This window comes from Bacillus sp. FSL W8-1202 (assembly GCF_038006165.1).
Classification (GTDB): Bacteria; Bacillota; Bacilli; order Bacillales; family Bacillaceae; genus Bacillus; species Bacillus subtilis.
This window is the reverse complement of record NZ_JBBOUR010000001.1, coordinates 117,169-138,520: the sequence shown is the minus strand read 5'-3', so window position 1 is coordinate 138,520 and position 21,352 is coordinate 117,169. Positions and strand designations below refer to the sequence as shown.

22 protein-coding genes and 1 pseudogene are annotated in these 21,352 nt (G+C 46.1%); 21 read left to right on the top strand and 2 right to left on the bottom strand.

All coding sequences use genetic code 11. The features are described 5' to 3' along the window. From NSQ09_RS00705 to paiB, 20 genes and pseudogenes are all read left to right on the top strand, one after another. Entirely contained in the window at positions 1 to 240 is a 240-nt protein-coding gene (locus tag NSQ09_RS00705) for a head-tail connector protein (RefSeq protein ID WP_088110611.1), read from the top strand. 4 nt (positions 241 to 244) lie between these two features. Then, positions 245 to 586, top strand: a complete 342-nt coding sequence (locus NSQ09_RS00700) for a phage head closure protein (protein ID WP_172861160.1) — start codon at positions 245 to 247, stop codon at positions 584 to 586. Beyond that, the gene (locus NSQ09_RS00695; RefSeq protein ID WP_341030360.1) at positions 583 to 1,011 is read left to right on the top strand and encodes an HK97-gp10 family putative phage morphogenesis protein; all 429 of its coding nucleotides are present in this window, start codon (positions 583 to 585) and stop codon (positions 1,009 to 1,011) included. The genes NSQ09_RS00700 and NSQ09_RS00695 overlap by 4 nt, the downstream gene beginning before the upstream one ends. Then, the gene (locus NSQ09_RS00690; protein ID WP_326121071.1) at positions 1,008 to 1,352 is read left to right on the top strand and encodes a hypothetical protein; all 345 of its coding nucleotides are present in this window, start codon (positions 1,008 to 1,010) and stop codon (positions 1,350 to 1,352) included. The genes NSQ09_RS00695 and NSQ09_RS00690 overlap by 4 nt, the downstream gene beginning before the upstream one ends. A gap of 17 nt (positions 1,353 to 1,369) precedes the next feature. Beyond that, the gene (locus tag NSQ09_RS00685) at positions 1,370 to 1,957 is read left to right on the top strand and encodes a major tail protein (RefSeq protein ID WP_153952167.1); all 588 of its coding nucleotides are present in this window, start codon (positions 1,370 to 1,372) and stop codon (positions 1,955 to 1,957) included. A gap of 81 nt (positions 1,958 to 2,038) precedes the next feature. Then, positions 2,039 to 2,377, top strand: a complete 339-nt coding sequence (gene gpG, locus NSQ09_RS00680) for a phage tail assembly chaperone G (RefSeq protein ID WP_250619915.1) — start codon at positions 2,039 to 2,041, stop codon at positions 2,375 to 2,377. Between the two features lie 979 nt (positions 2,378 to 3,356). Next, entirely contained in the window at positions 3,357 to 8,090 is a 4,734-nt protein-coding gene (locus NSQ09_RS00675; RefSeq protein WP_341030354.1) for a phage tail tape measure protein, read from the top strand. Then, a complete protein-coding gene (locus tag NSQ09_RS00670; protein ID WP_341030353.1) occupies positions 8,090 to 8,908 on the top strand; it encodes a phage tail family protein in 819 nt (272 codons plus the stop codon). Before NSQ09_RS00675 ends, NSQ09_RS00670 begins: the two co-directional genes overlap by 1 nt. Positions 8,909 to 8,917: 9 nt before the next feature. Beyond that, positions 8,918 to 10,447 carry a phage tail protein gene (locus tag NSQ09_RS00665; protein WP_341030351.1) on the top strand — a complete coding sequence of 510 codons (1,530 nt, stop codon included), beginning with the start codon at positions 8,918 to 8,920 and terminating at the stop codon, positions 10,445 to 10,447. A 110-nt stretch (positions 10,448 to 10,557) separates the two neighbouring features. Beyond that, a complete protein-coding gene (locus NSQ09_RS00660; RefSeq protein WP_445291718.1) occupies positions 10,558 to 13,029 on the top strand; it encodes a peptidase G2 autoproteolytic cleavage domain-containing protein in 2,472 nt (823 codons plus the stop codon). A gap of 11 nt (positions 13,030 to 13,040) precedes the next feature. After that, complete coding sequence (locus tag NSQ09_RS00655) at positions 13,041 to 14,309, top strand: phage baseplate upper protein (protein WP_341030347.1); 1,269 nt, start codon at positions 13,041 to 13,043, stop codon at positions 14,307 to 14,309. A gap of 13 nt (positions 14,310 to 14,322) precedes the next feature. After that, positions 14,323 to 14,478, top strand: coding sequence for a hypothetical protein (locus NSQ09_RS00650; RefSeq protein WP_341030346.1), 156 nt, complete (start codon positions 14,323 to 14,325; stop codon positions 14,476 to 14,478). After that, positions 14,479 to 14,664 carry an XkdX family protein gene (locus NSQ09_RS00645; protein ID WP_065180440.1) on the top strand — a complete coding sequence of 62 codons (186 nt, stop codon included), beginning with the start codon at positions 14,479 to 14,481 and terminating at the stop codon, positions 14,662 to 14,664. 22 nt (positions 14,665 to 14,686) lie between these two features. Continuing rightward, on the top strand, positions 14,687 to 14,950 hold the full coding sequence (locus NSQ09_RS00640; protein WP_017695216.1) for a hemolysin XhlA family protein: 264 nt from the start codon (positions 14,687 to 14,689) through the stop codon (positions 14,948 to 14,950). Between the two features lie 72 nt (positions 14,951 to 15,022). Beyond that, on the top strand, positions 15,023 to 15,970 hold the full coding sequence (locus NSQ09_RS00635) for an N-acetylmuramoyl-L-alanine amidase (RefSeq protein ID WP_341030343.1): 948 nt from the start codon (positions 15,023 to 15,025) through the stop codon (positions 15,968 to 15,970). Between the two features lie 18 nt (positions 15,971 to 15,988). Further along, complete coding sequence (locus NSQ09_RS00630; RefSeq protein WP_017695214.1) at positions 15,989 to 16,246, top strand: holin; 258 nt, start codon at positions 15,989 to 15,991, stop codon at positions 16,244 to 16,246. A gap of 118 nt (positions 16,247 to 16,364) precedes the next feature. Next, positions 16,365 to 16,922: a hypothetical protein gene (locus tag NSQ09_RS00625; RefSeq protein WP_146260889.1), complete on the top strand. Its 558-nt coding sequence runs from the start codon at positions 16,365 to 16,367 to the stop codon at positions 16,920 to 16,922. A 312-nt stretch (positions 16,923 to 17,234) separates the two neighbouring features. Then, a pseudogene (locus tag NSQ09_RS00620) lies at positions 17,235 to 17,330 on the top strand (iron-sulfur cluster assembly accessory protein); the annotation flags it as partial. A 339-nt stretch (positions 17,331 to 17,669) separates the two neighbouring features. After that, positions 17,670 to 18,188 carry a spermidine/spermine N(1)-acetyltransferase gene (paiA, locus tag NSQ09_RS00615; protein WP_014477872.1) on the top strand — a complete coding sequence of 173 codons (519 nt, stop codon included), beginning with the start codon at positions 17,670 to 17,672 and terminating at the stop codon, positions 18,186 to 18,188. A 23-nt stretch (positions 18,189 to 18,211) separates the two neighbouring features. Beyond that, positions 18,212 to 18,835: a protease synthase/sporulation negative transcriptional regulator PaiB gene (paiB, locus tag NSQ09_RS00610; protein ID WP_017695552.1), complete on the top strand. Its 624-nt coding sequence runs from the start codon at positions 18,212 to 18,214 to the stop codon at positions 18,833 to 18,835. A 73-nt stretch (positions 18,836 to 18,908) separates the two neighbouring features. Here paiB and guaC read toward each other — a convergent pair whose 3' ends face one another. Then, positions 18,909 to 19,889 (bottom strand): GMP reductase, encoded by a 981-nt coding sequence (gene guaC, locus NSQ09_RS00605; protein ID WP_017695551.1) that lies wholly within the window; start codon positions 19,887 to 19,889, stop codon positions 18,909 to 18,911. 278 nt (positions 19,890 to 20,167) lie between these two features. On the opposite strand from guaC, the gene NSQ09_RS00600 reads away from it, so the two are divergent. After that, complete coding sequence (locus NSQ09_RS00600; protein WP_003228723.1) at positions 20,168 to 20,308, top strand: hypothetical protein; 141 nt, start codon at positions 20,168 to 20,170, stop codon at positions 20,306 to 20,308. Positions 20,309 to 20,345: 37 nt separating this feature from the next. Here the strand turns inward: NSQ09_RS00600 and yumC are convergent, their stop codons facing one another. Then, positions 20,346 to 21,344: a ferredoxin--NADP reductase 2 gene (yumC, locus tag NSQ09_RS00595; RefSeq protein ID WP_257986187.1), complete on the bottom strand. Its 999-nt coding sequence runs from the start codon at positions 21,342 to 21,344 to the stop codon at positions 20,346 to 20,348. Positions 21,345 to 21,352: the final 8 nt, after the last annotated feature.

Sequence of the window (21,352 nt, the reverse complement as noted above, 5' to 3'; positions counted from 1 at the left end):
ATGGCTCTTACGCTTGAGGAAGCAAAAGAATACTTGCGGATTGACGGAGATGAGGACGATAACCTCGTCTCCTTTTTTATTTCCGCAGCAGCCAAGCACATGGAAAACGCAGGCGTAAAGGATACCGAATCGGACCTATACAAAATGGCGGCGCTGATCTTTGTTGCGGATGCCTACGAAAATAGGACGACAGCCAACAGCGGCACAAAAATCGCCGGTATGATCCTTCAATTGAGGTGAGGCTATGGCGGTAAATATCGGAAGTTTAGACAAGCGAATCACGTTTTTACAATACGCAAACACAACGAATGACGAAGGGTTTGAGATCGACGGTTGGACACCGGTTGCTACGGTATGGGCGGCAGTAAAGACGTTACAGGGCCGGGAATATATCGCGGCGGCTACGATTCAGGCCGAGAGAACGACCCGTTTTATCATTCGGTATTCAAAGCGGATGAATTCGCTGCTCAACAATAAGATGCGCGTTAAGTATGGTGCACGAGAGTTCGAGGTTGATAGCTTCATTAACGATAACGAAGCGAACGTTACCTTCACGATTATTGCGAAGGAGGTCAACGTTAAGTGAGTTCAAGATCAAATGTAAAAGGGATGCGCGAATTAATGACGCGGCTTAATCGGATGGGCCACGAAGCTCAATCCGTTAAGAAAGGCGCTCTCGAAGCCGGCGCAAAACCGGTATTTGACGAGATGGAAGCGCGAAAGCCTAGCGAACAAAGCAAGATCCTAGTCAGCGACGTTAAGGACGACATTATCGAAATCGGACCGAGCGACCTCGACTTTATATCGCGATTCGCTGAGTTCGGCACCAGTCCGCACTTAGAGAAAGCGAAGAACAAAAAGGTCATGAGCGACGGTTCTACGTTTTACGGAAGAGAAGTCGACCATCCCGGACACCAAGCGATGCCTTTCATTGAGCCGTCTTTCAACGCGAAAAAGAACGAAGCACAGCGCGAAATCAGACGCTATTTAGAAAGGGAGTTATTGCGATGAGTGCACGGGCAATCGTTAATTCGGCGCTTAAACCGTTGGGCGTGCCCGTTGTTTTTCTGAAGTATCGCGGAGAGGACGAAACGTATATCCGGTTTTTCTTCTACGACGAAAAGAGCGCACTAAATGCGGAAGATGCCGAAGAAGCAACGGGATTTTACGTTCAAGTTGATATTTATACGAAGGACCCTAGCGAATACGCCCGACTAGAAACCGGCGTTAAGAAACAGCTCGTTGATGCGGGCTTTGGACGCTTAGGGCAGTACGACCTATACGAAAACGAAACGGAGATCTATCACAAGGTGCTCCGTTTTTATTATGCGCAAAATATAGAGGAGGAATAAATTTGGCAGGAACACGCATGGGATTACGCGATATTTACTTTGCGAAATTGATTAAGGACGATGCTACGGGCGCCACTTACGATACGCCGGTTAAGGTCGGTAAGGCAATCGAGGCATCTATTTCACCGAATACAAACAGCGAAACTTTGAACGCGGATGATGGCCCGTCAGAAATCGAAACAGCTTTCGGAGGCGTTGAGGTTGAAATCGGCGTTGACCAATTATCTCACGATATCCAGGCGTTATTGCTCGGTCACACGATTAACGCTGACGGCGTACTCGAAAAGAAAGACACCGACTTGGCGCCATATGGTGCGTTGCTCTTTAAGTCGCAAGTATCGGGCGGCGGCGATAAGCTTTACGCGTTATATAAAGGTAAATTCCAGTTGCAAGAAGAAGAATTCGCAACTAAAACGGATAGTCCGGAATTCCAGACGGATTCAATTTCCGGTACATTCATGCGTCGTGAATTTGATGGCGTTTGGGGACGTTCAGTTTACACGAAAGGTGAAGGCGTTAATCAGACGGTCATTAACGATTGGTTCAAGAAAGTTTATGAGCCTTCTACGTCCGCACCTGCACCGGAAGAAAATACAGGAGCTTAATAGATTCAACGGAGAGTTTGGCGAAAGCCGGCTCTCTTTTTATTTGACTACTTAAAAAACAAAAACTAGGAGAGTGTTTATATGCAAATTACATTACTAATCAACGGTGAAGAAAAGGTATTTAGCGCGCCATTTATTAAAGGAAGAATGCTTCGCGAAGCTATCAAACTTTCGAAAACAAGCAACTTCGATGACCTGGACGTTGGCGATCTTGACAATCTCGTTGATTACGTTGTTCGCGTTTATGACGGCCAGTTCTCACTCGACGAATTCTATGACGGTATTTCTTCCGAAAAGATGATCTCAACTATTTCCGATACTATCCAAGGCGTCGTAGGAACGGTAAATGCAGGCGTTGAACCGTCAGAAGCTGCGAAAGTTGAAGGCGAAGCCACTGCGGAAACTCCGGCAAAAAACTAACGCCGGGGTACCTTTTCCCCTTAGACTTCCTCGAAAAGCTCGAACACGACATTAAAAAGCTTTATCTCGACAGCATGGAACGTCCGCAGGATATCTATTACCTAGACGAAATGGACATCGGATGGTTCTTCGAGCTCATGCAGTATTCCGATAGCGGCAAAAACAAGCGCAGCGATTCAAGCGGCGGGAAGCAGGAAGTCTATGTCGATCAGGTACTCGGTTTTTAGAAAGGGGGTAAAGCATGGCGGAATCACTCGGCTCATTGCGAGTCAGTATCGGACTAGAAAGCGCAGACCTAACGCGAGGACTTGCAGATATCAACCGAAAGCTCGGTGCGCTTAATAGTGAATTCAAGGCGACTATGGCTGGCGCAGGTAAATTCGATAATAGTCTCGATACTCTTAATCAGAAAGCGAACGTACTAAATCGGACGCTACAAGTACACAAAGCGAAACTAACCGATCTTAAGCGTCAGTACGAAGAAAGCGTGCGTACAAAAGGAAAAGATGCGGCTGCCTCCGTTAAGTTACTAACGCATTACAACAAAGCGTTAGCGTCCATGAGGAAAACCGAGGACCAACTCGATCTCGTCAACAAACGGATTAAGGAACAGAGTACAGGTTTCGCACAGCTAGGCGCCAAGCTAAACGCGAGCGTCAATACGATCACGACGAAAATGCGTGCGCTTGATGCGGCGTTTAAAGCGTCAACGGCTGGCGTTGATAACTTCGGATCGACCTCGGACCAACTGAGGCAGAAAGCCGACCACTTAAACAAATCGATTGATCTTCAGCAGCAGCGCCTTAAAGACCTTCGCCGTTTATATCTCGAATCTAAACGCGCAAAAGGCGAGGACGCACAGGAAACGCAGGAACTTAGCGCTCGTATGAACGAAGCGACCGCACAACTACGCGAAACGCAGGCGCAACTAAGATCGACTACGACGCAAATTAATCAGCAAGCCAACGCATGGCATCGCATGGGAACGCAAGCCCAAGAAAGCGGCGAAAACCTTCGGACGGTCGGCGGAAATTTACAATCGATCGGCTCGGAAATCGCGACATCATTCGGCGCGGCTACCTTAGCGGTTGGTGGAGCGCTCGGCCTTGCGACTAAAAAGTCGATGGACTTCGAACAGCAAATGTCGAACGTTAAATCGGTTATGAATCCGGAAGAAGCGAATAAGTACAGCGATGCTTTAACGAACCTAGCGGTCAAACTCGGTGCTGATACGAAATACAGTGCGTTAGAGGCTGCGCAAGGTATGGAAGAGCTCGTCAAAGCCGGTGTAACCACGCAGGACATTATAAACGGCGGCCTTTCCGGAGCGCTATCGTTGGCAACGGCGGGCGGTCTTGAATTGGCAGATGCGGCGGAAATCGCTTCGACTGCGCTTAACGCGTTTAAGGACGATAACCTCAGCGTAGCGCAAGCAGCGGATATTCTGGCAGGGGCGGCCAACTCTTCGGCAACCGACGTTCAAGAAATGAAGTACGGGTTATCGATGACTTCTGCGGTTGCTGCCGGAATGGGGCTGACGTTTAAAGATACGGCGACGGCGCTCGCTGTTTTCGCGCAGAACGGTCTTAAGGGATCGGATGCGGGTACGTCACTCAAAACGATGCTCAGCCGGTTAGTGCCGATGACTGAAGGCGCTTATACGACGATGGAATCTCTCGGTCTAGTAACGTTGGATACGAATAAGGCGTTCGATGTCCTTTCTAAGGAAGGGTTTAAGCCGGCAAGCAAGAACCTCGGCGACGTATATAATGCGTTAGACAAGTACGTAGAAAAAAGTACCGGACTTAAGAAAGGAACGGACAGCTTCGAAAAGGCGTTTTCTAAGGCGTCTAACGCACTCGGCATAATGGATAACAAATTTTTCGATGCGCAAGGGAACATCAAAAGTATGACGGAAATCTCCGGAGAGCTTTCGAAAGCCCTTGACGGCATGACTGCGAAGGATAAGCAAGAAGCGCTGTATAAAATATTCGGTTCTGACGCAATCCGTGGCGCGTTGATCCTCGGAAAAGAGGGCTCTAAAGGATTTAACGACATGGCGAAAGCGATGGATAAAATCAAAGCGGCCGACGTTGCTGCAGAGCGTATGAACAACTTGAAAGGGCGAATCGAGGAACTTTCGGGAGCGTTCGAAACAGCGCAGATTAACATCGGTAAAGCCTTAACTCCGGTCGTATCGGCGTTAGTTGCCGTGCTTCAAAAGGTCGTTGACGCGTTCAATAATCTATCGCCAGGTATGCAGAAGTTTATCGCGATTTCTGCGGCGGTTGTAGCTGCGATCCTTGGTATCATAACGACGTTCGGAGCGGTGTTAGCCGGATTCGGCGCGATGGCTGCAGGTATCGGTGCATTGATCGAAGCGGGCGGAATATTAGCCGTCAGCGGAACCGTTCTCGGGTCCGTATTCGCAGCGTTAACCAGTCCTATTTCTTTAACCATCGCTGGAATATTAGGTCTGATAGCGGTATTCGCACTCGTATACAAACACTCGGAGCAGTTACAGAAACTTCTCGGCGTAGTGTTTAACGCAATCAAAGCCGGAGCCTTAGTCGCATATAACGGCGCGAAGGTAGCTTTTGACGGAATCGTAGCGGCAGTCGATCGTGTAGCAGCGTATTTGCTCGAAAAAGGGCCGGTCATGTGGAACGGGTTTGCAGCCGGAGCAGTCAACATAGGTACCGCAATACAAAGCGGATTTAATGCGGCCATTAGCGCAATCGGATCGTTCTTTTATTCAATCGGCCAGAAAGCATCGGAGTCTTTCGCTCAAGGAGTCGGTGCTAAAGTATCGGAAGCCGCCAGAATCTTCTTCGCGCAACTTAAGACGGCATTCTCAAGCGTAAGCGGCGTTATTTCTATCGTTGCGCCTACGATCACAGCGTTTGGTTTGGCGTTAATGGGCGTATCTGGGCCGATTGGCTTCGCGATTACAGCGTTGGTCAGCTTGACCGGATTCTTATTCCGACTTTACCAATCTAACGAACAATTTCGCAACTCGGTTACGACTGTTTGGTCGCAAGTATCAAGCGTTATTAGCAGCGCAATGACGGCGTTGCAACCGGTGTTTGACGCGTTTAGTCAATACTTCGGTGAGATCGCGGCTGAGTTAGCGCCACAGTTTGCGGAAACAATGAACGTTATGGTTACGAGTCTTGCCACGTTGAAGCCGGCATTTTCGGATTTAGGCGCAGCTATCGCAGAGCTCGGACCAGCCTTCGCGCAACTAGGTACGACGTTTGTAAGTTTAGCGGGAACGCTCGGCGTAGCGTTTTCGGATGCAGTCGTTCAGATTACGCCTTTAATCGGTGAATTGGCTGGTGCTTTTGCGCAGATACTTCCAGGGATTATCAGCCTAGTTGGCGGACTAGTAAGCGTGTGGGCGCAAGTACAAGGTTCAATGCTGCAAATAGTTACGTCAATTGTAACGGCAGTGCTTCCGGTACTTGTTCAAGGGTTTACGTCACTACTGCCGATCATTTTGAATATAGTCCAAGCGGTATTTCCAGTAGCGTTGAGTCTTATTCAAGCAATCGTGCCGATAATTCAAATGATCGCGACTGAAGTGTTGCCAATTCTCTTGAGCGCAGTTCAGGCGATTTTCCCTGCAGTCCTGACAATCATACAAGCAGTATTACCGATTGTTGTTGTGATAATCAAATTACTCGCTACCGTAATCAAAGATCTCGTAACTAATGTGTTACCTCTTGTACTTAACGTGGTTCAAGCGGTTTTCCCTGTTGTTCTAACAATAATACAGGCAGCAGTTCCAGTAATTATAGCAGTCTTGAACGGTGTTGCCGTAATAATCCAAAGCATTCTTGTTCCTGCCATACGTTTCATACTACAAGTTGTTCAGATTGTTTTTCCGGTAATTGTCGGCGTTATTCAAGGAGCTCTTAATTTAGTTACAAATATCATCAAGCTTTTCTCTTCGATACTAAAAGGAGATTGGCAAGGTGTTTGGAACGCTGTATTAGGTATTCTGAAGAGCGTTTGGTCAATTATCGCGGCAGTAATAAAAGGGGCCGTCAGTCTAGTTTTACTCGTTATTAAGACTGCATGGAACACGATAAAGTCTGTTACTTCAGCAGTGTTTAATACTATTAAGACAATATTAAAAACAATTTGGAGTAGTATTGTATCCACTATTAAGACATTAGCTAATAAGGTAGTTAGTAGTGCAGTTAGCGCATGGAATTCACTTTGGAGTAGCACCAAAAGTTTATTCAATAAAATAAAGAATTTCGCTATAGATGTATTCAACAAGTTGGTTTCAAACGCTAAAGCACTACCAGGAAAAATCGGCGACGGTATTAAAAGTATGGCAGGAAAAGCAGTTGACGGTGTTAAAGCTCTCGGAAACAAAATGATCGGCGGATTCGAGGGCATCGTAAACGGACTCACGCAAAAAGGTATCAATAAGGTTCTCGGATTAATCGGCGTCGACAAGAAGCATTACATTCCGAAATTAGAGATTCCTAGATACGCGAAAGGTACGTCAGCCGGCGGACATCCAGGCGGTCCAGCGATTCTCGGCGATGGAGGCGGCCCTGAGCTATTCCGCACACCTTCCGGATTTACCGGCCTAAGTCCCGGCAGAGATACGTTGTTCAATTTGCCGAAAGGAACGCAAGTCCTTCCGCATAACATGACGAAAAAGCTTATTGCACAAGGTATTCCGGCATTTAAGAACGGGACGAAGAAGAAAAACCTGTTCGAAAAAGGCGTCGACGCAGTTTCTGGCGCGAAAGACACCGTTGTTAATGTCGCGAAAGGTGCCGTCAACAAAGTTAAAGAATTCGCGTTTGACGTGTGGGACTACGTTTCCGATCCGAAAAAGTTAGTCTCGAAAGTCGTCGGCAGTCTCGGCCTGAAGCTTCCGGAAATATCCGGCGTATTCGGCGATATGGCGAAAGGTGCCTACGAAAAGGTTAAGTCGTCAATGGTCGGTTTCGTTAAGAAGCAGGTCGCTGATTTTGGCGGCGGTTTCGGTAGCGGAGAAAAAGCGACAGGCAACGTTAAGCAGTGGATTCGAAAAGCGATGGCGATTACGAAAGTACCTAGCGACTGGTTCGGCCCATTAACGACCATCGCGATGAAGGAATCAGGCGGACGTACCGGACCTTCTACGATAAACAAGTGGGACATTAACTGGAAACGCGGAACGCCGTCGATGGGGCTTATGCAGACGATTAGAACAACGTTTGATTCGCACAAGATGAAGGGCATGGGCGATATTATGAATCCGGTGCACAACGCGGTTGCAGCCATCCGGTATATCATTTCGCGCTACGGAACGGTATTTAATACGCCAGGCATTAAGTCAATGCGTGCAGGTGGCCCGTACAAGGGGTACAAAATCGGCGACATTGTAACGCAGAAACAGCTCGCTTGGGTTGCGGAAGAGGGCCCAGAAGCGGTTATTCCGTTAAAGAACAACCGTCAACGAGCGCTTCAGCTTTATAAAGAAACCGGTAAGAAATTAGGCGTAGAAAGCGGAACAGATCAGACGGTTGTGGCGGGTCTACTTGAGCGCTTAGTTAGCGTTGAACAACGATCTTTGGCGGCACTTAATATAATCGCGCAAAAAGATCCTAACGTACGTGTAGATAAGGATGCTTTAACTAGCTACGTCGACAGTTCACAAGCGCAACAAGCTACGATGAAAAGATTATTTAGGGGTGATCGGTAGTGCATCTGATAATTATCAAAAACGGTGAGACGATCGATCACCGTAATTTCGGTTTGCGGCTCCTTAGTTTTCGAAAGGACTCGTTAACCCATCGGACAGATCTTCAGGAAATAGACGGCCGCGACGGATCAATCGATATGGGTACGACCTTCGATGTCCGAAAATTAACGGCCGTCTTTCTTTTTAAAGGCGTTGACCATCTCGACTATCATTTGTTACTAGACGAAATATACGATCTATTTGCAACGAAAAGCGAAATGGAAATTATAGATTCGCGCCAGCCCGGAAAGGTTTGGTCCGTAAAAGTAAGCAGCACGTACGAGCCGGAAGATATTACGCCGAGGAGCGGAAAACTTACGGTAGAGTTTACGGCTTCTTTTCCTTTTGCGGCTTCTTTAGGATCAACGCTCGACCCGTTAACGTTTAGCTCCGATAAGTGGCAAGTCGCGCAGGGTATGTTGCCGTCGGACGATTTATCGTATCGACACAAAACGAATAGGTTCCGAATCTATAACGCAGGCAATGTAACGATCGATCCAACCGAAGACGTACCGTTAGATATCGTTTATAAAGGCGCCTCAACTAATTTTAAGATCGTCAATAAAACGACGAATCAAACGGTTTCTTATTCCGGGAGCTCCGGATCTACTGATACGATTAAGCTCGAAGGCCTTCGACATTTGAAAAACGGCACAAGCATTTACGCGAACACAAACCGAGGCTACATTTCGCTTGCGCCCGGATGGAACGAAATCGAACTTTCTGGAACGACGGGAAGCTTCGAAATATCTTTCGATTTTCACTATCTTTATAAGTAGGTGCGGGCGATGGCTATTTTAGCGGTAAAAGATCTATCAGGAATCGCGGAGCCTTTGCCGGGTTTCTATGCGACGCGAAGTAACGGAATCGAAGGCGAAAAAACGTTAAGCGTAACGGGTTATAAGACCGAGCTAAATCAATACGGATACAAACTTGTTAAAAACGAAAACATCCTTATTTACAAAGACGAAGAATACATTATCAAAACGCACAAGGAGAAGACGTTTAAAAACGGTGTAGGTGTCGAGGTAACGGCACTTCATCGGATATTTGACGACTTGATAAACTATCGAATTTACGAAGAGAAATCGGGCACGTTGCGAATAGATGCGATGCTCGATTTTGCGTTAAAAGGTACCGGCTACACGTACGAAGTGGATAATACGGACTTACCGACATCAGTCGAAGTTCAGAACTTCGGATGGGATAATTCGCTAGCTTTACTGCGAAGCATTCTCGAAAAATTCGGCGCGGAATTTGATTACGTCGGGAAGCGTATCTTCATCGCGAAAAAGATCGGAAGCAAAAAAGACGAACCTTTCCTGCGCTATAAATTCAACGTTAGTCAGCCGGAGAAAGAAATAGATACGAGCAGTTTCGCGACATATATTCGAGGCTACGGTAAACAAAACGAAGACGGCACCTACGTAGTACAGGCGGAATATACAAGTCCACTAGCGGCTATTTACGGAATAAAGCACGCAGAGCCTGTAAAGGACGAGAGGTTTACGGATAAGGCATCGTTATTGGCGGAGATGAAAAGCAAGCTCGGTGACAGTATGGAAATATCGCTAACATTTACGGCTATTGAACTCGCGAACATGGGTTTCACAGACGTAAGAAAAGGCGATTATTTATGGTGCGTTATTGAGCCGTTTGATATAAACGTTCAACTGCGTGTCTTAACTATTGAAGACTATTCAAACGATAAAAAGCCGCCGGTATTTACATTCGGATCAGTTACGAAAAAGGCTTCGGATTTAATTGCGGATTTTGACACGACTAAAAAAACCGTTGATAAAGTAATTGACCCTTCGACAGGCACGATTAAGACGAGCGCGATCAACACGTCAGGTTTGGCGCTTAAGAGCGATTTAGATGCGCACGTAAAAAACACGGACATACACGTAACAGCAGCGCAAAAATTAACGTGGGATTCGAAGGAAGCCGGAGGAGCGGCGGCCGCACTAGAAGCGCGACTAACGAATATAACGTGGACGGCTCCGACGTTTAAAAATGGATGGACGCAATACACTGATGCTTCCGGAAGTTATCCGGTTCAGTACGGTAAGGATATGGTCGGAACGGTGGTATTGCGGGGCGTTGCAAAAGGTGGCACCATCGGATCAACCGCGCCGGTTTACACACTGCCGGCAGGTTTTCGGCCAGCTTATCCGCATCACTTTACCGGATCTGCGGGCGTTGGTTTTATTTATACCGGTGTTATAAAAACGAACGGCGATGTTTGTATCGAAAGCAGCACGAACACTACTGCGAATGCTTTTATCGCAATCAACACGCAATTTAAAGCGAACTAAACGGAGGTGAGCGCGTGGGGAAATATTCATATAAGAAAGCAGGTACCGGCGGATTTAACCGTCAGTATATCAAGGACTATAACCAAAACCTTGGAGACATCGGAAACGATATGCTCGAACTAAGTAACGGGCTGAGCCGACATAAAACCGATGAGCACGCCCATACGTCAGATCAAATCGATCATGGCGGCTTTTCTTTGCGCAATTATATAGACGGGTTGTATACCCGCATGAGAAATCTAATTTTGAACGCAGATGGAACAAACGTAAAAGAAGTCGTAGATGCACGCGTAGGGACTGACGGAGAAGTATTTCCGTTATTAAAGGAACGGCTCGATCGCGAATATGTTAAGCTTCTTCAGAAAATCAAGCGTACAGTTAACGTTGATGATTTCGGAGCCGATCCGACTGGCACTACCGATAGTACAGAAGCGTTCCAAAAGGCGATTGGCGCGGGTAAAGTACGAGTAAAATTGTCGGCTGGTACTTACATCGTAAAGGGCGTTAAGCTTCCGTCGTGGACGTATCTGATCGGAGAAGGCATGGGCGTCACAACGCTAAAGCTCCACGAAGACACGCCAGCAAGCGAATGGGTAGTGACTAACGCGGATCACGCAAGCGGCAACCGAAATATTACCGTCGAAGGCATGACGTTGGACTGGAACCCGAATCGTCAGGGAGGCGTCGGAGCAACAGGCGGCTTACACTCGAGCGGCCTGACACTTGCGCAAGTTAAGTTCGGTATCGTGCGCGAAGTGGAAAGTATTAATCCGGGTCTGCATAGTTTCGATGCTTCAGCGCCAACTTACGATATTAGCGCAACGGATTATACGCAACAAGGCTGTCGTTACATTTGGTTCGATCGTTGCGTCGGCTCTGGATACGGAGATGACGGTATTTCTACGCACTATAGCGAGTACATTTTTATCACGAACTGTATTATGACGAATCCGCGAGGAACTGCTCACGCTACCGGAAGCGCTAACTCGAACGGTATTGAAATTGATGACGGATCTAAAAACGTATGGGTTATCGATTGCTATACCGAAGGGAACGTAAGGGGCGTCGAGGTGAAAGCGCACGCAGCTTGGCCGGCGCCTTCAAACGTCCATATTCGCGGACACGAATCATATCGCGATGTGCGGGCTTATGATCTTCGTCATATCGGACACCACTTAGAAGCTGATCCTTGGAGTGAAACAGCGCGCGACATAACGATTACTGACTGTACAGCGCGCGAACCTATATATAACGATCTATACGAAGGTATGGTACCGAAAGCTCTGGCGGTATCAGCATATCAACGCGTCATGATTTCAAATTTCCGAGCGATAGGTGATCCAACGTATGACTATAAAGGCGCACCAATTATCGCCTTCCAGTATAAAAGCCGGAAGATAAACGTTGACGGGTTGCAGATTAGCGGATTCGCCCAAGCCGGATCAGACATCCATATTTACGGAGGCGGGCAGCGGACGGATGATATTCATATTTCAAATTTTGCGATCCACGATTCGGCACCTGTCGGAATCAGTATGGGTGGTGGCGTTTATAACGTTACTTTGATGAACGGTATTGCGCATACGCGGGGAGGAACTTCGGGTATTACCTCACCGAACAACCAGGCTAATATAATTGCGGTTCGTGCTGTCGGATATACAGACGCAGCGGTATTAGGCGGGCAAAAATATAAGGTAGTCCCGAACAACCTGAAAGGCGGATTCCGTGCGGCTGCTTCGACCGGAGCACCTCTAACCAATTCTAGCGCCATCATCGCGAATACCGGATCAGCTATCGCAAAGGGTGAGCGTAACTTTATCGCAGGCAATGCGGGCGGAGCGTCTACTGAAGGTTCACGGAATGGAGTTATGTTCTCGTATGATTCGCATACAACAGGCGACGGCGGTTCATCTGGCGTTATGTTTTCGCGTGCAACGAAGAACAGTAAATCGTATTCACTTGCTATGGGACACGGCACAGGCAGCGCTTCAGAAGCGAACAAGAAGATTGAACTAAGCGCAGAATACGGAACCGTAAGAGCAACCGGCGCAGTCGAAAGCGTATCAAACCTCCAGGATTTCGCGGAGTACTTTGAATCGGTAGACGGCAAGAAAATCGATGCTTCGTATCTAGTTGCGTTAGAAGGCGATAAGATTCGAAAAGCGGACAGAGGCGATAAGATCCTGGGCGTTGTTTCTAAAACTGCGGGCTTGGTACTCGGTGGAGCAGCGTTCTATTGGAATGACCGTTACCTACACGACGAGTTCGGCGGACTTATCTACCACGACATTGAAGAAGATGGTCGTACGGTCACTGTACCTGTTGAGAATCCGGACTACGATCCAACCGTCGAGTACACGCCTCGTGAAGAAAGAGACGAATGGCACGTAATTGGACTAATCGGGCAAGTTTACGTACGTATCGACGAAACCGTCGCGGTAGGAGACAGCGTGACTGCGGTCGGGGGTATCGCAACTAAAGCGGAATCGGACGGCTATGGAACGGTCATGAAAATTAAAACGCCTTATGACGCAGAAAAAGGATACGGTGTAGCGCAAATGATCGTTACGCCGCAGCATTAGGAGGTTCGATAATGATTTATAACGATGCAAAACAGTCGTTTGAAATTACCGCCTCAACCAAACGAAAAATAACTACCGGAATCCAATTCAGCACGCAAGACATTGACACGGCGCGACTCATATTTACGTTAACGAAAGACGGGGAGCCTTTGCCCCTGTCGGCAGTTAGCGGAAAGCTCGTTATGTTCATGGCGGACGGCAGCCGATTTATCAAAAACGTAGAAATTGTAGATCCGGTAGGTGGCGTAGCGCAATACGTATTAACTTCGGATGAAATTAAGCATTACGGAACGGTCAACGCAGAGCTTAATTTGTACTATGCGAATAATCAGGCGATTTCCGTCCATAAGTTTTCCTTCAACATAGATCGAGCGCTAGTCGATACTGATATCGCTCCTATAGCGGAGTATTATATTGATGATTTCGAGGCTTTGATCGCAAAGGTCAACGAACTGTATGACGAAGCTATTGTGACGATGGAAGAACTACGGCAGAAGTTTTCGGACCTTGAAAATATCGAAACAAAAGCCGGCGCCCAAGAGAAAGCGGACGCAGCCGAAGCTAACGCTAAAGCCTATACGGACGTGCACGCGAATAATAAAACGATCCACATTACGGCTGACGAACGAACGACCTGGAACGCAAAGGAAACGACAACGGGATCGCAAAGTAAAGCGGATAAAGCGTTAGGCGATGCAAAAGCGTACACTGATACGCACGCCAACCGAATGGATAACCCGCACGCAGTAACGAAGGCACAGATCGGTTTGGCTAACGTTTCGAACGTTGAACAGGCGGCTAAGATCGATTTTGATACTCATGCGTCCGATACCATTAAACATATAACGGCTGATGAACGTACGTCATGGAATGCGAAAGAAACGACCACTGGGGCGCAGGCCAAGGCGGATAAGGCGCTCACAGACGCAAAGGCTTACACGGATACAAAGGTCGGTCAGCTTACGAGCACATGGACGACTATTCCGTTGATAAACGGTGCGGTTACAGACACCACAGTTCCATTGCGTTATCGTACTAAAAACGGTGGTGACGAACTCCAAATTAATGGCGGCTTCAAGTCGGCCTTCGGAACGATCATCGCGACGGGATTGCCGAAAGTTAAGTATCCTACCGAATTTCTTGTGGCAACGGTAGGAACCTACGGATATTTGCGAATGGATTATCGAGTTAACGGCGATCTGTATCTGGCCGGTGGAACTGTAAACAGCGAGACAGGGATTAGTAAAATCTCCGTGAATATAACGATTCCGTTAACGTAAAGGAGGGCAACGTATGGAAGACACCACTATTTTTCTGGAAGACCTTCTGGTTCAGGATTCGCGACTTGCTTACGAACTACTGCTTGTGCAAGCAAAATACGAAGAACTCCAAAAAGAAAACGCGCAGGTAGCTTACGAAATGATGACTACAACAACGGGAGGCGCTTAAATGGATTGGTATAACAGCATCAAAGGTTGGTATGAGCGAGGCTATTGGACGAAAGAGATGGTGGCGGAGGCTGTACAGTACGGCAAGATTACGCCGGAGCAATACAAGGAAATTACCGGAGAGGGTTATCCGACTCCCAGCGAAGGGCCTTCTGGGGAGACTGACGGATCTACTGGGACTGAGTAAATAACGGAAAGGAGGCGTCCCAATGCCGGAGCCGAACATACACGAATTTAACGATAAGTTAGCCGAAGTTCGCGAATGGCTTGTTCGGATAGACACCAAGGTCGATTATTTTAACGATGTAAAAACGACAGCCGAGAGAGCTGACGAAAAAGCTGACGAAGCATTGTCGTTGGCGAAAGAAAATCGCGCAGATATAGCGGATATGAAAGCAAATACGAAATGGATTTGGGGCGTAATGATCGGCGTCGCTGGCTTAGCGATATCGGGAGTTGCGCTATTTTTATAACCGAATAAACGCAATACGCCCGTCAGGTGAGAGTCCCGGCGGGCTTTTTTAATTTCGAAAGGAGACGATAAAATGGCGATTTCAGTACGTAAGAATCTCGTCGCATCAAGTAAGTATTCCGTTAAGTGTCCGTATTCTATGGATGCGAAATACATTACGTTCCACAATACGGCGAACGACGCATCAGCAGACGCAGAAATTCGATACATGATCGGAAATAACAACGAAGTATCTTACCATTTCGCGGTGGACGATAAGGAGGTCGTACAAGGCATTCCGACAGATCGAAACGCGTGGCATACCGGAGATGGTAGCGGAGCAAGTTCCGGAAACCGTACGTCCATCGGCGTAGAGGTTTGCTATTCGAAGTCAGGCGGTGCAAAGTATAGAGCGGCCGAGAATCTGGCGATTAAGTTTATTGCGCAACTATTAAAAGAGCGCGGTTGGGGCGTTGATCGCGTACGTAAGCACCAAGACTGGTCCGGTAAATATTGTCCGCATCGTGTTCTCGCTGAAGATCGTTGGGAAGAAGTAAAAGCGGATATTGCGGCGGAACTTAAAGCACTCGGCGGTAAATCAACGTCATCTTCATCCGCGAAGAAATCAGCGCCTAAAGCTTCCGGATCTACCTATACCGTCAAGAAAGGCGACACACTTTCTGAAATTGCGGAGAAAACAGGCGTAAGTGTGGCGAAGCTTCAATCGTACAACGGCATCAAGAATGCGAATAAAATCTCCGTCGGCCAGGTTCTCAAGCTTAAAGGAGGTTCTTCTAGACCGTCATCCAGCGGTAAGAAATACGTCTACCTTCCGGCTTCGGCCGATTCTTGGCGCATCTATCCGACTAACAAAGCGCCGGTTAAAGGAAATGAATGCGGCTATTTGCGTCCTAAGAAATTCGGCGGCCTTAAATACGAAGTCCTTGCGAACCCACAAACGGACGTCTATACGATTAAAACGGATCAGTTCGGAAAAGTAAATATCTATGCTGCGAAATCAACCGGCGCAACAGTAAAATAACGAAAGGGAGACGATACTATGCAAGACGTTTTAATTTTCGCGACTGTGTTGGCGCCTATTTTAACGGCGCTTGTTCAACTCGTTAAGAAAACGGTTAAGCTTCCGACTAATGTAATCCCGGCGTTAAGTTTTGTGATCGGTATCGGACTAGGCGCGGTTGCTTATCCGTTTACTGACCTCGACTTGGTGCTGCGATTATGGGCCGGAGGCTTTGCGGGATTAGCTGCGACAGGTCTTTTTGAACTCGGAGCCAAACGCGAAGGTACAACGAAATAGCGAAACTTTTAGCGAGTGCTTACGTATGATAACGTAGGTGCTCGCGTACATAAAAACTCATTGCGGATAAGTTTGGCGCCGTAGTATAATTTTGGTAATACATAGCGGAGGTATTCCTATGCGGAAGATGCTTTTATTGTTACTTTCTGTACCACTTTTATTATTGTCGGCATGTAGTGAAGATAGTGTTAATACAGGTGCGGTGCAAAAAGAGGACAGCGCAGAAAGCAAGAAAGCCGAGCCTTTTAAAGTAACGGATAAAAACGTAAAGATGCTTATAGCGGATGAGCTGAAGGAAAAAGGAACAGAAGATACGGAAAAATTGAAGAAGCTTGATATCTTTGATGACGTAGACGAGAATAATCGAGGAATTAAAACCGTTAACGTTACTTTAAACGGGAGTAGTAATTTAACTAACAATATGGTGAAAAAGGGAATGCTTAAAGAAGGCGAAAAACTTTTTCCTAAGATTTTTGAGGATACTTCCGTCGGTAGGGTTTTAATAACGTGGGAATTTCCTTTGAAGGACGCAAAAGGCAACTCATCTTTTGAAAAAGTCCTATCGATTCAGCTAGAGCGAAAAACCGCCGATGAAATAAACTGGAAAGAATTCAAATACAAGAATTTCGAAATAGTTGCCGACAGTTACTATGAACATCAAGCGTTTAAAAAGTAGCAATCCTCGCCCTGTCCTTCGCGGATGGGGTACTTTTTTATGCAGACGTCCCTTTGCATTCGACCTAATCGAAGGTAGAGCGGGCGCTCAAATCGATGGGGTACGAAGTGGATCGCGAGGAGTATTTTAGCGGTTAATTTTCGGGATGTGGATAACAACGCTTGTCTTGTTCGGAAAAATTGTGTAATATGTGGATAACGAAAAAAACCGTCATTGAAACGGTAATCATCGAGCGCGAAATACAATAACGTCACTGTTTCCGCGGCTTAAACGTTGATAAACTAGCGTTTCGGCCATCGGGAATAGGATTCCGGCTTCACCATCGACAATCCAAACGCCATCGCTTCATGCGGCTGCGGTTCTTCGTTTAGAACAGCAACGAATGCAGGCAAGCCTGAAGAGTGCTAAGCACTAAAAACGGATAGCAACTATTACTGACGCTTTTCTTAGCGATAAATCATCGTTAAGGGAGGCGTTTTTATTATGGGGAAATGATGCAGAGAGTTCCGGGGACTTCGGCAAGAGAAACGCTGCTTTGTTGTTTGATTTTTGTTGTAAATACAGCAAAGTTACGCTATATTTAATGCGGAGTATATTTTATTGCATTTACAACAAAATCACGATAGGGAGTTGGTGATGAAGAAGATTTTTGGAATGGTAACAAGGTCAGTATCTGTTCCGTGTTTAAATATATTAAAAAGGGACACAAGACAATTGAATTTTAAATAAAGGGGCTGAATCCGAACAATGAGTGTAAAAATGAAAAAATGCAGCCGGGAAGATTTACAAACACTTCAACAATTGAGTATTGAAACATTCAATGACACTTTTAAAGAACAGAACTCACCTGAAAATATGAAAGCCTATTTAGAAAGCGCATTTAACACTGAGCAGCTGGAAAAAGAGTTATCCAATATGTCTTCGCAATTCTTTTTTGTTTACTTTGATCATGAAATCGCTGGATATGTAAAGGTCAATATCGATGATGCTCAGTCTGAAGAAATGGGTGCTGAATCACTTGAAATCGAGAGAATTTATATAAAGAACAGCTTTCAAAAACATGGGCTTGGCAAACATCTGTTGAATAAAGCGATAGAAATTGCGCTGGAACGTAATAAAAAGAACATTTGGCTAGGTGTGTGGGAAAAAAATGAAAATGCCATTGCCTTTTATAAGAAAATGGGGTTTGTTCAGACCGGCGCCCACTCTTTTTATATGGGTGATGAAGAACAAACGGATTTAATCATGGCTAAAACACTCATATAATATTTTTCGAAGGGTGGATGATGATGTATATTCCAAAATATTTTAAAGTCACAAATGCTGAAGAAATTTGGAATTTTGTACAAGAAAACTCCTTTGGTACGGTTGTCACAACAGAACAAGGAAAACCAATTGCCACACATTTGCCGTTAGGATTCAATAAAAAAGATGATCATTACTATATTACGGGGCATTTCGCTTATGGAAATCCTCAGTGGAGAACGTTTGAAGTCTGTGAAGATGTGCTTGTGATGTTTCAGGGACCGCACGCTTATATTTCTTCTTCCTGGTATTCGCGCGAAAATGTTCCGACGTGGAATTATCAGGCTGTCCACATGTATGGAAAAGCAAGTATGTTAGAGAAAAATGAATTAGAAGAAGAATTAACAATCATGCTGGAGAAATACGAAAAACATCGTGACAATCCTGTTTTATGGGATAAGCTTTCTCCAAAACTCTTAGAACGTGAATTGAAAGGTATCGTTGGATTTAAGATTAAGGTGGAAGACATTCAAGCGGCATATAAATTAAGCCAGAACCGAAATGAAACGGATTATATGAACATCATTGAACAGTTGCAAAATGAAGAAAATCCAAATGCAAAACAAATGGCAGAACTGATGGAAAATAAATTCAAAAAGCAATTATAAGCTTACTTTGCTGAAGAAGTAGCAGAAAACGCCAACTCAAGCGGAGAACCGCTGACTTGGCGTTTTTTTATGATTAATATTTATCCCCATTAAAAATGGAATTCTTCACAATCACATAATCCACATTGCGGATGGCGTCAAGCTTTGTTCCTCCTGCATAAGAAATAGAAGATTGAAGATCCTGCTCCATTTCAATCAGTGTATCCTTGATTGAGCCTTTATGCGCCACGTGCATTTTTTTGCCTTCGACATTTTTCTTTTCGCCTTTTTGGAATTCAGAGGCTGAGCCGAAGTACTCCTTGTAAAGCTTTCCGTCTTTTTCGATCGTTTGGCCTGGCGATTCTTCGTGTCCGGCAAATAGTGAACCGATCATGACCATCGTTGCGCCGAATCGGATTGATTTTGCGATGTCGCCATGGGTGCGGATGCCTCCATCCGCGATAATCGGTTTGCTGGCAGCCTTGGCACACCAGCGCAGCGCTGCTAATTGCCAGCCGCCTGTGCCGAAGCCGGTTTTGATTTTCGTAATACATACTTTTCCCGGTCCGATGCCGACTTTAGTGGCATCCGCTCCCGCATTTTCAAGCTCTCTGACCGCTTCTGGCGTTCCGACGTTGCCAGCAATAACAAAGCTGTCCGGCAAATGTTTTTTAAGGTGCTGGATCATTTCAATGACAGCATTTGAGTGCCCGTGAGCAATGTCAATTGTCACGTATTCAGGAGTCAGATTTTCTTCTGCCAGCTGGCGGACAAATTGATACTCCTCATCTTTGACGCCCACGCTGATAGAAGAGAATAACCCGCGTGCGTTCATATCTTTAATAAAATCAATCCGTTTTTCAGGTTCAAATCGGTGCATCACATAAAAGTAGCCATTTTCGGCTAATGAAATCGCCAGCTTCTCATCTATAATCGTCTGCATATTGGCTGGGACGACGGGTAATTTAAATGTACGTCCGCCTAAACGTACGGATGTATCACATTCTGAACGGCTATTTACAATGCATTTTGCAGGAATTAGCTGAATATCTTCGTAATCAAATACGTTTTCCATGGTTTTCACTCCTAAAAACGAATATTTAAAATAATATTATATGAAATGTTCGCCTTCTATAATGTACTCTGTTTTATTTAGGATGTCAAACATTATGATTTGCTGGCAGGTGTGGTGCAAGTGCCGAAGCTTGTCATGCAGGGTGAGTTTAGGTATCATAGTTTTAACGAATGGTCTTAGAGAGCGGATCAAAACGCGAATGATATACGTTCAGCAAAGCTTGGTTGTTCAGCACCAGGCTTTCTTTATGGCATGGACATGGGAAAGGAGCGAATAAGATGGCCCAAAACGAAGAAAAAACACCGAAGTCCCAAAAGATTCAGGACCGCATTATTATGGCAATGATCTGGGTAGTCGCAGCCCTTGTGATTGCGCTGGTTGTAGGAACTGCATTGAATTATATAAATATCTTCAAATAAAAAAGGAGCTGTGTCGCAGACACAAGCTCCTTTTTTATTATTTATTTTCAAAAAGACTTGTTGAGTGAAGAGGCTGTACGCGGGCTTTCGGGTCCATGTAAGCCTTGGCGTTGTTCACTGCTGTCGGTGCCTCACCGAAGCCGCTGGCAATCAGGTTGACTTTCCCTTCGTATGTACAAATGTCACCTGCTGCAAAGAAGCCTTCGATATTTGTTTCCATTGTTGATTTCACGACAATGGAATTTTTCTCGATGTCCAGGCCCCAGTTTTTGATCGGTCCAAGAGATGAAACGAAACCGTAGTTGACGATTAAGTCATCAATTTCTAAAATCTCTTTGCGGTCGCCTTTCACTTCTTCAAGCACTAGCTGTTCGATTTTGTCTTCGCCGATCAGCTCCGCAGGGACGAATGGTGTCAGGACATTAACCTTCGACGCATGAAGGTTTTCCACACTGTGCTCGTGCGCACGGAACTTGTCGCGGCGGTGAATGATCGATACTTCTTTTGCGATTGGCTCAAGCATAAGCGCCCAATCAACCGCGGAATCTCCACCGCCAAGGATCGCAACGCGTCTGCCGGCGAATTTTTGCAGATCATCAACGAAGTAATGGAGGTTTTTGCCTTCATACTGCTCGGCATTTTCAAGTTCCAGCTTTCTCGGTTTGAATGCGCCATTTCCTGCAGTGATGATGACCGTTTTAGAGTAGTGGGTTTCTTCATTTGTTACAAGCTTAAACACGCCGTCTGCTTGTTTCTCAACAGATTCAACCGCTTGCTCCACACAAATGGTTTGGTCGAATTTCGCCATTTGCTCTTTTAGGTTATTGATAAGCTCTTGCGCGCGGATTTTCGGGAATCCCGCTACATCATATATATACTTCTCAGGGTATAGGGCGCTAAGCTGTCCGCCGAGCTGAGGCAGGCTTTCGATAATTTTGACGCTTGCCTGTCTCATCCCGCCGTAAAAAGCGGTGAATAAGCCGACCGGTCCCCCGCCTATAATTGTAATATCATAAACCTTTGTATCCTCTCGCATACGAAAAT

What these genes read in the sequence shown, in the direction of transcription:
- NSQ09_RS00640 (WP_017695216.1), top strand. Translation starts at nt 14,687, where the DNA reads ATGCCGGAGCCGAACATACACGAATTTAACGATAAGTTAGCCGAAGTT.
- NSQ09_RS00655 (WP_341030347.1), top strand. Translation starts at nt 13,041, where the DNA reads ATGATTTATAACGATGCAAAACAGTCGTTTGAAATTACCGCCTCAACC.
- NSQ09_RS00645 (WP_065180440.1), top strand. Translation starts at nt 14,479, where the DNA reads ATGGATTGGTATAACAGCATCAAAGGTTGGTATGAGCGAGGCTATTGG.
- NSQ09_RS00625 (WP_146260889.1), top strand. Translation starts at nt 16,365, where the DNA reads ATGCGGAAGATGCTTTTATTGTTACTTTCTGTACCACTTTTATTATTG.
- paiB (WP_017695552.1), top strand. Translation starts at nt 18,212, where the DNA reads ATGTATATTCCAAAATATTTTAAAGTCACAAATGCTGAAGAAATTTGG.
- NSQ09_RS00700 (WP_172861160.1), top strand. Translation starts at nt 245, where the DNA reads ATGGCGGTAAATATCGGAAGTTTAGACAAGCGAATCACGTTTTTACAA.
- NSQ09_RS00705 (WP_088110611.1), top strand. Translation starts at nt 1, where the DNA reads ATGGCTCTTACGCTTGAGGAAGCAAAAGAATACTTGCGGATTGACGGA.
- guaC (WP_017695551.1), bottom strand. Translation starts at nt 19,889, where the DNA reads ATGGAAAACGTATTTGATTACGAAGATATTCAGCTAATTCCTGCAAAA.
- paiA (WP_014477872.1), top strand. Translation starts at nt 17,670, where the DNA reads ATGAGTGTAAAAATGAAAAAATGCAGCCGGGAAGATTTACAAACACTT.
- NSQ09_RS00690 (WP_326121071.1), top strand. Translation starts at nt 1,008, where the DNA reads ATGAGTGCACGGGCAATCGTTAATTCGGCGCTTAAACCGTTGGGCGTG.
- NSQ09_RS00665 (WP_341030351.1), top strand. Translation starts at nt 8,918, where the DNA reads ATGGCTATTTTAGCGGTAAAAGATCTATCAGGAATCGCGGAGCCTTTG.
- NSQ09_RS00630 (WP_017695214.1), top strand. Translation starts at nt 15,989, where the DNA reads ATGCAAGACGTTTTAATTTTCGCGACTGTGTTGGCGCCTATTTTAACG.
- NSQ09_RS00650 (WP_341030346.1), top strand. Translation starts at nt 14,323, where the DNA reads ATGGAAGACACCACTATTTTTCTGGAAGACCTTCTGGTTCAGGATTCG.
- yumC (WP_257986187.1), bottom strand. Translation starts at nt 21,344, where the DNA reads ATGCGAGAGGATACAAAGGTTTATGATATTACAATTATAGGCGGGGGA.
- NSQ09_RS00685 (WP_153952167.1), top strand. Translation starts at nt 1,370, where the DNA reads ATGGGATTACGCGATATTTACTTTGCGAAATTGATTAAGGACGATGCT.
- NSQ09_RS00660 (WP_445291718.1), top strand. Translation starts at nt 10,558, where the DNA reads ATGCTCGAACTAAGTAACGGGCTGAGCCGACATAAAACCGATGAGCAC.
- gpG (WP_250619915.1), top strand. Translation starts at nt 2,039, where the DNA reads ATGCAAATTACATTACTAATCAACGGTGAAGAAAAGGTATTTAGCGCG.
- NSQ09_RS00635 (WP_341030343.1), top strand. Translation starts at nt 15,023, where the DNA reads ATGGCGATTTCAGTACGTAAGAATCTCGTCGCATCAAGTAAGTATTCC.
- NSQ09_RS00600 (WP_003228723.1), top strand. Translation starts at nt 20,168, where the DNA reads ATGGCCCAAAACGAAGAAAAAACACCGAAGTCCCAAAAGATTCAGGAC.
- NSQ09_RS00675 (WP_341030354.1), top strand. Translation starts at nt 3,357, where the DNA reads ATGGGAACGCAAGCCCAAGAAAGCGGCGAAAACCTTCGGACGGTCGGC.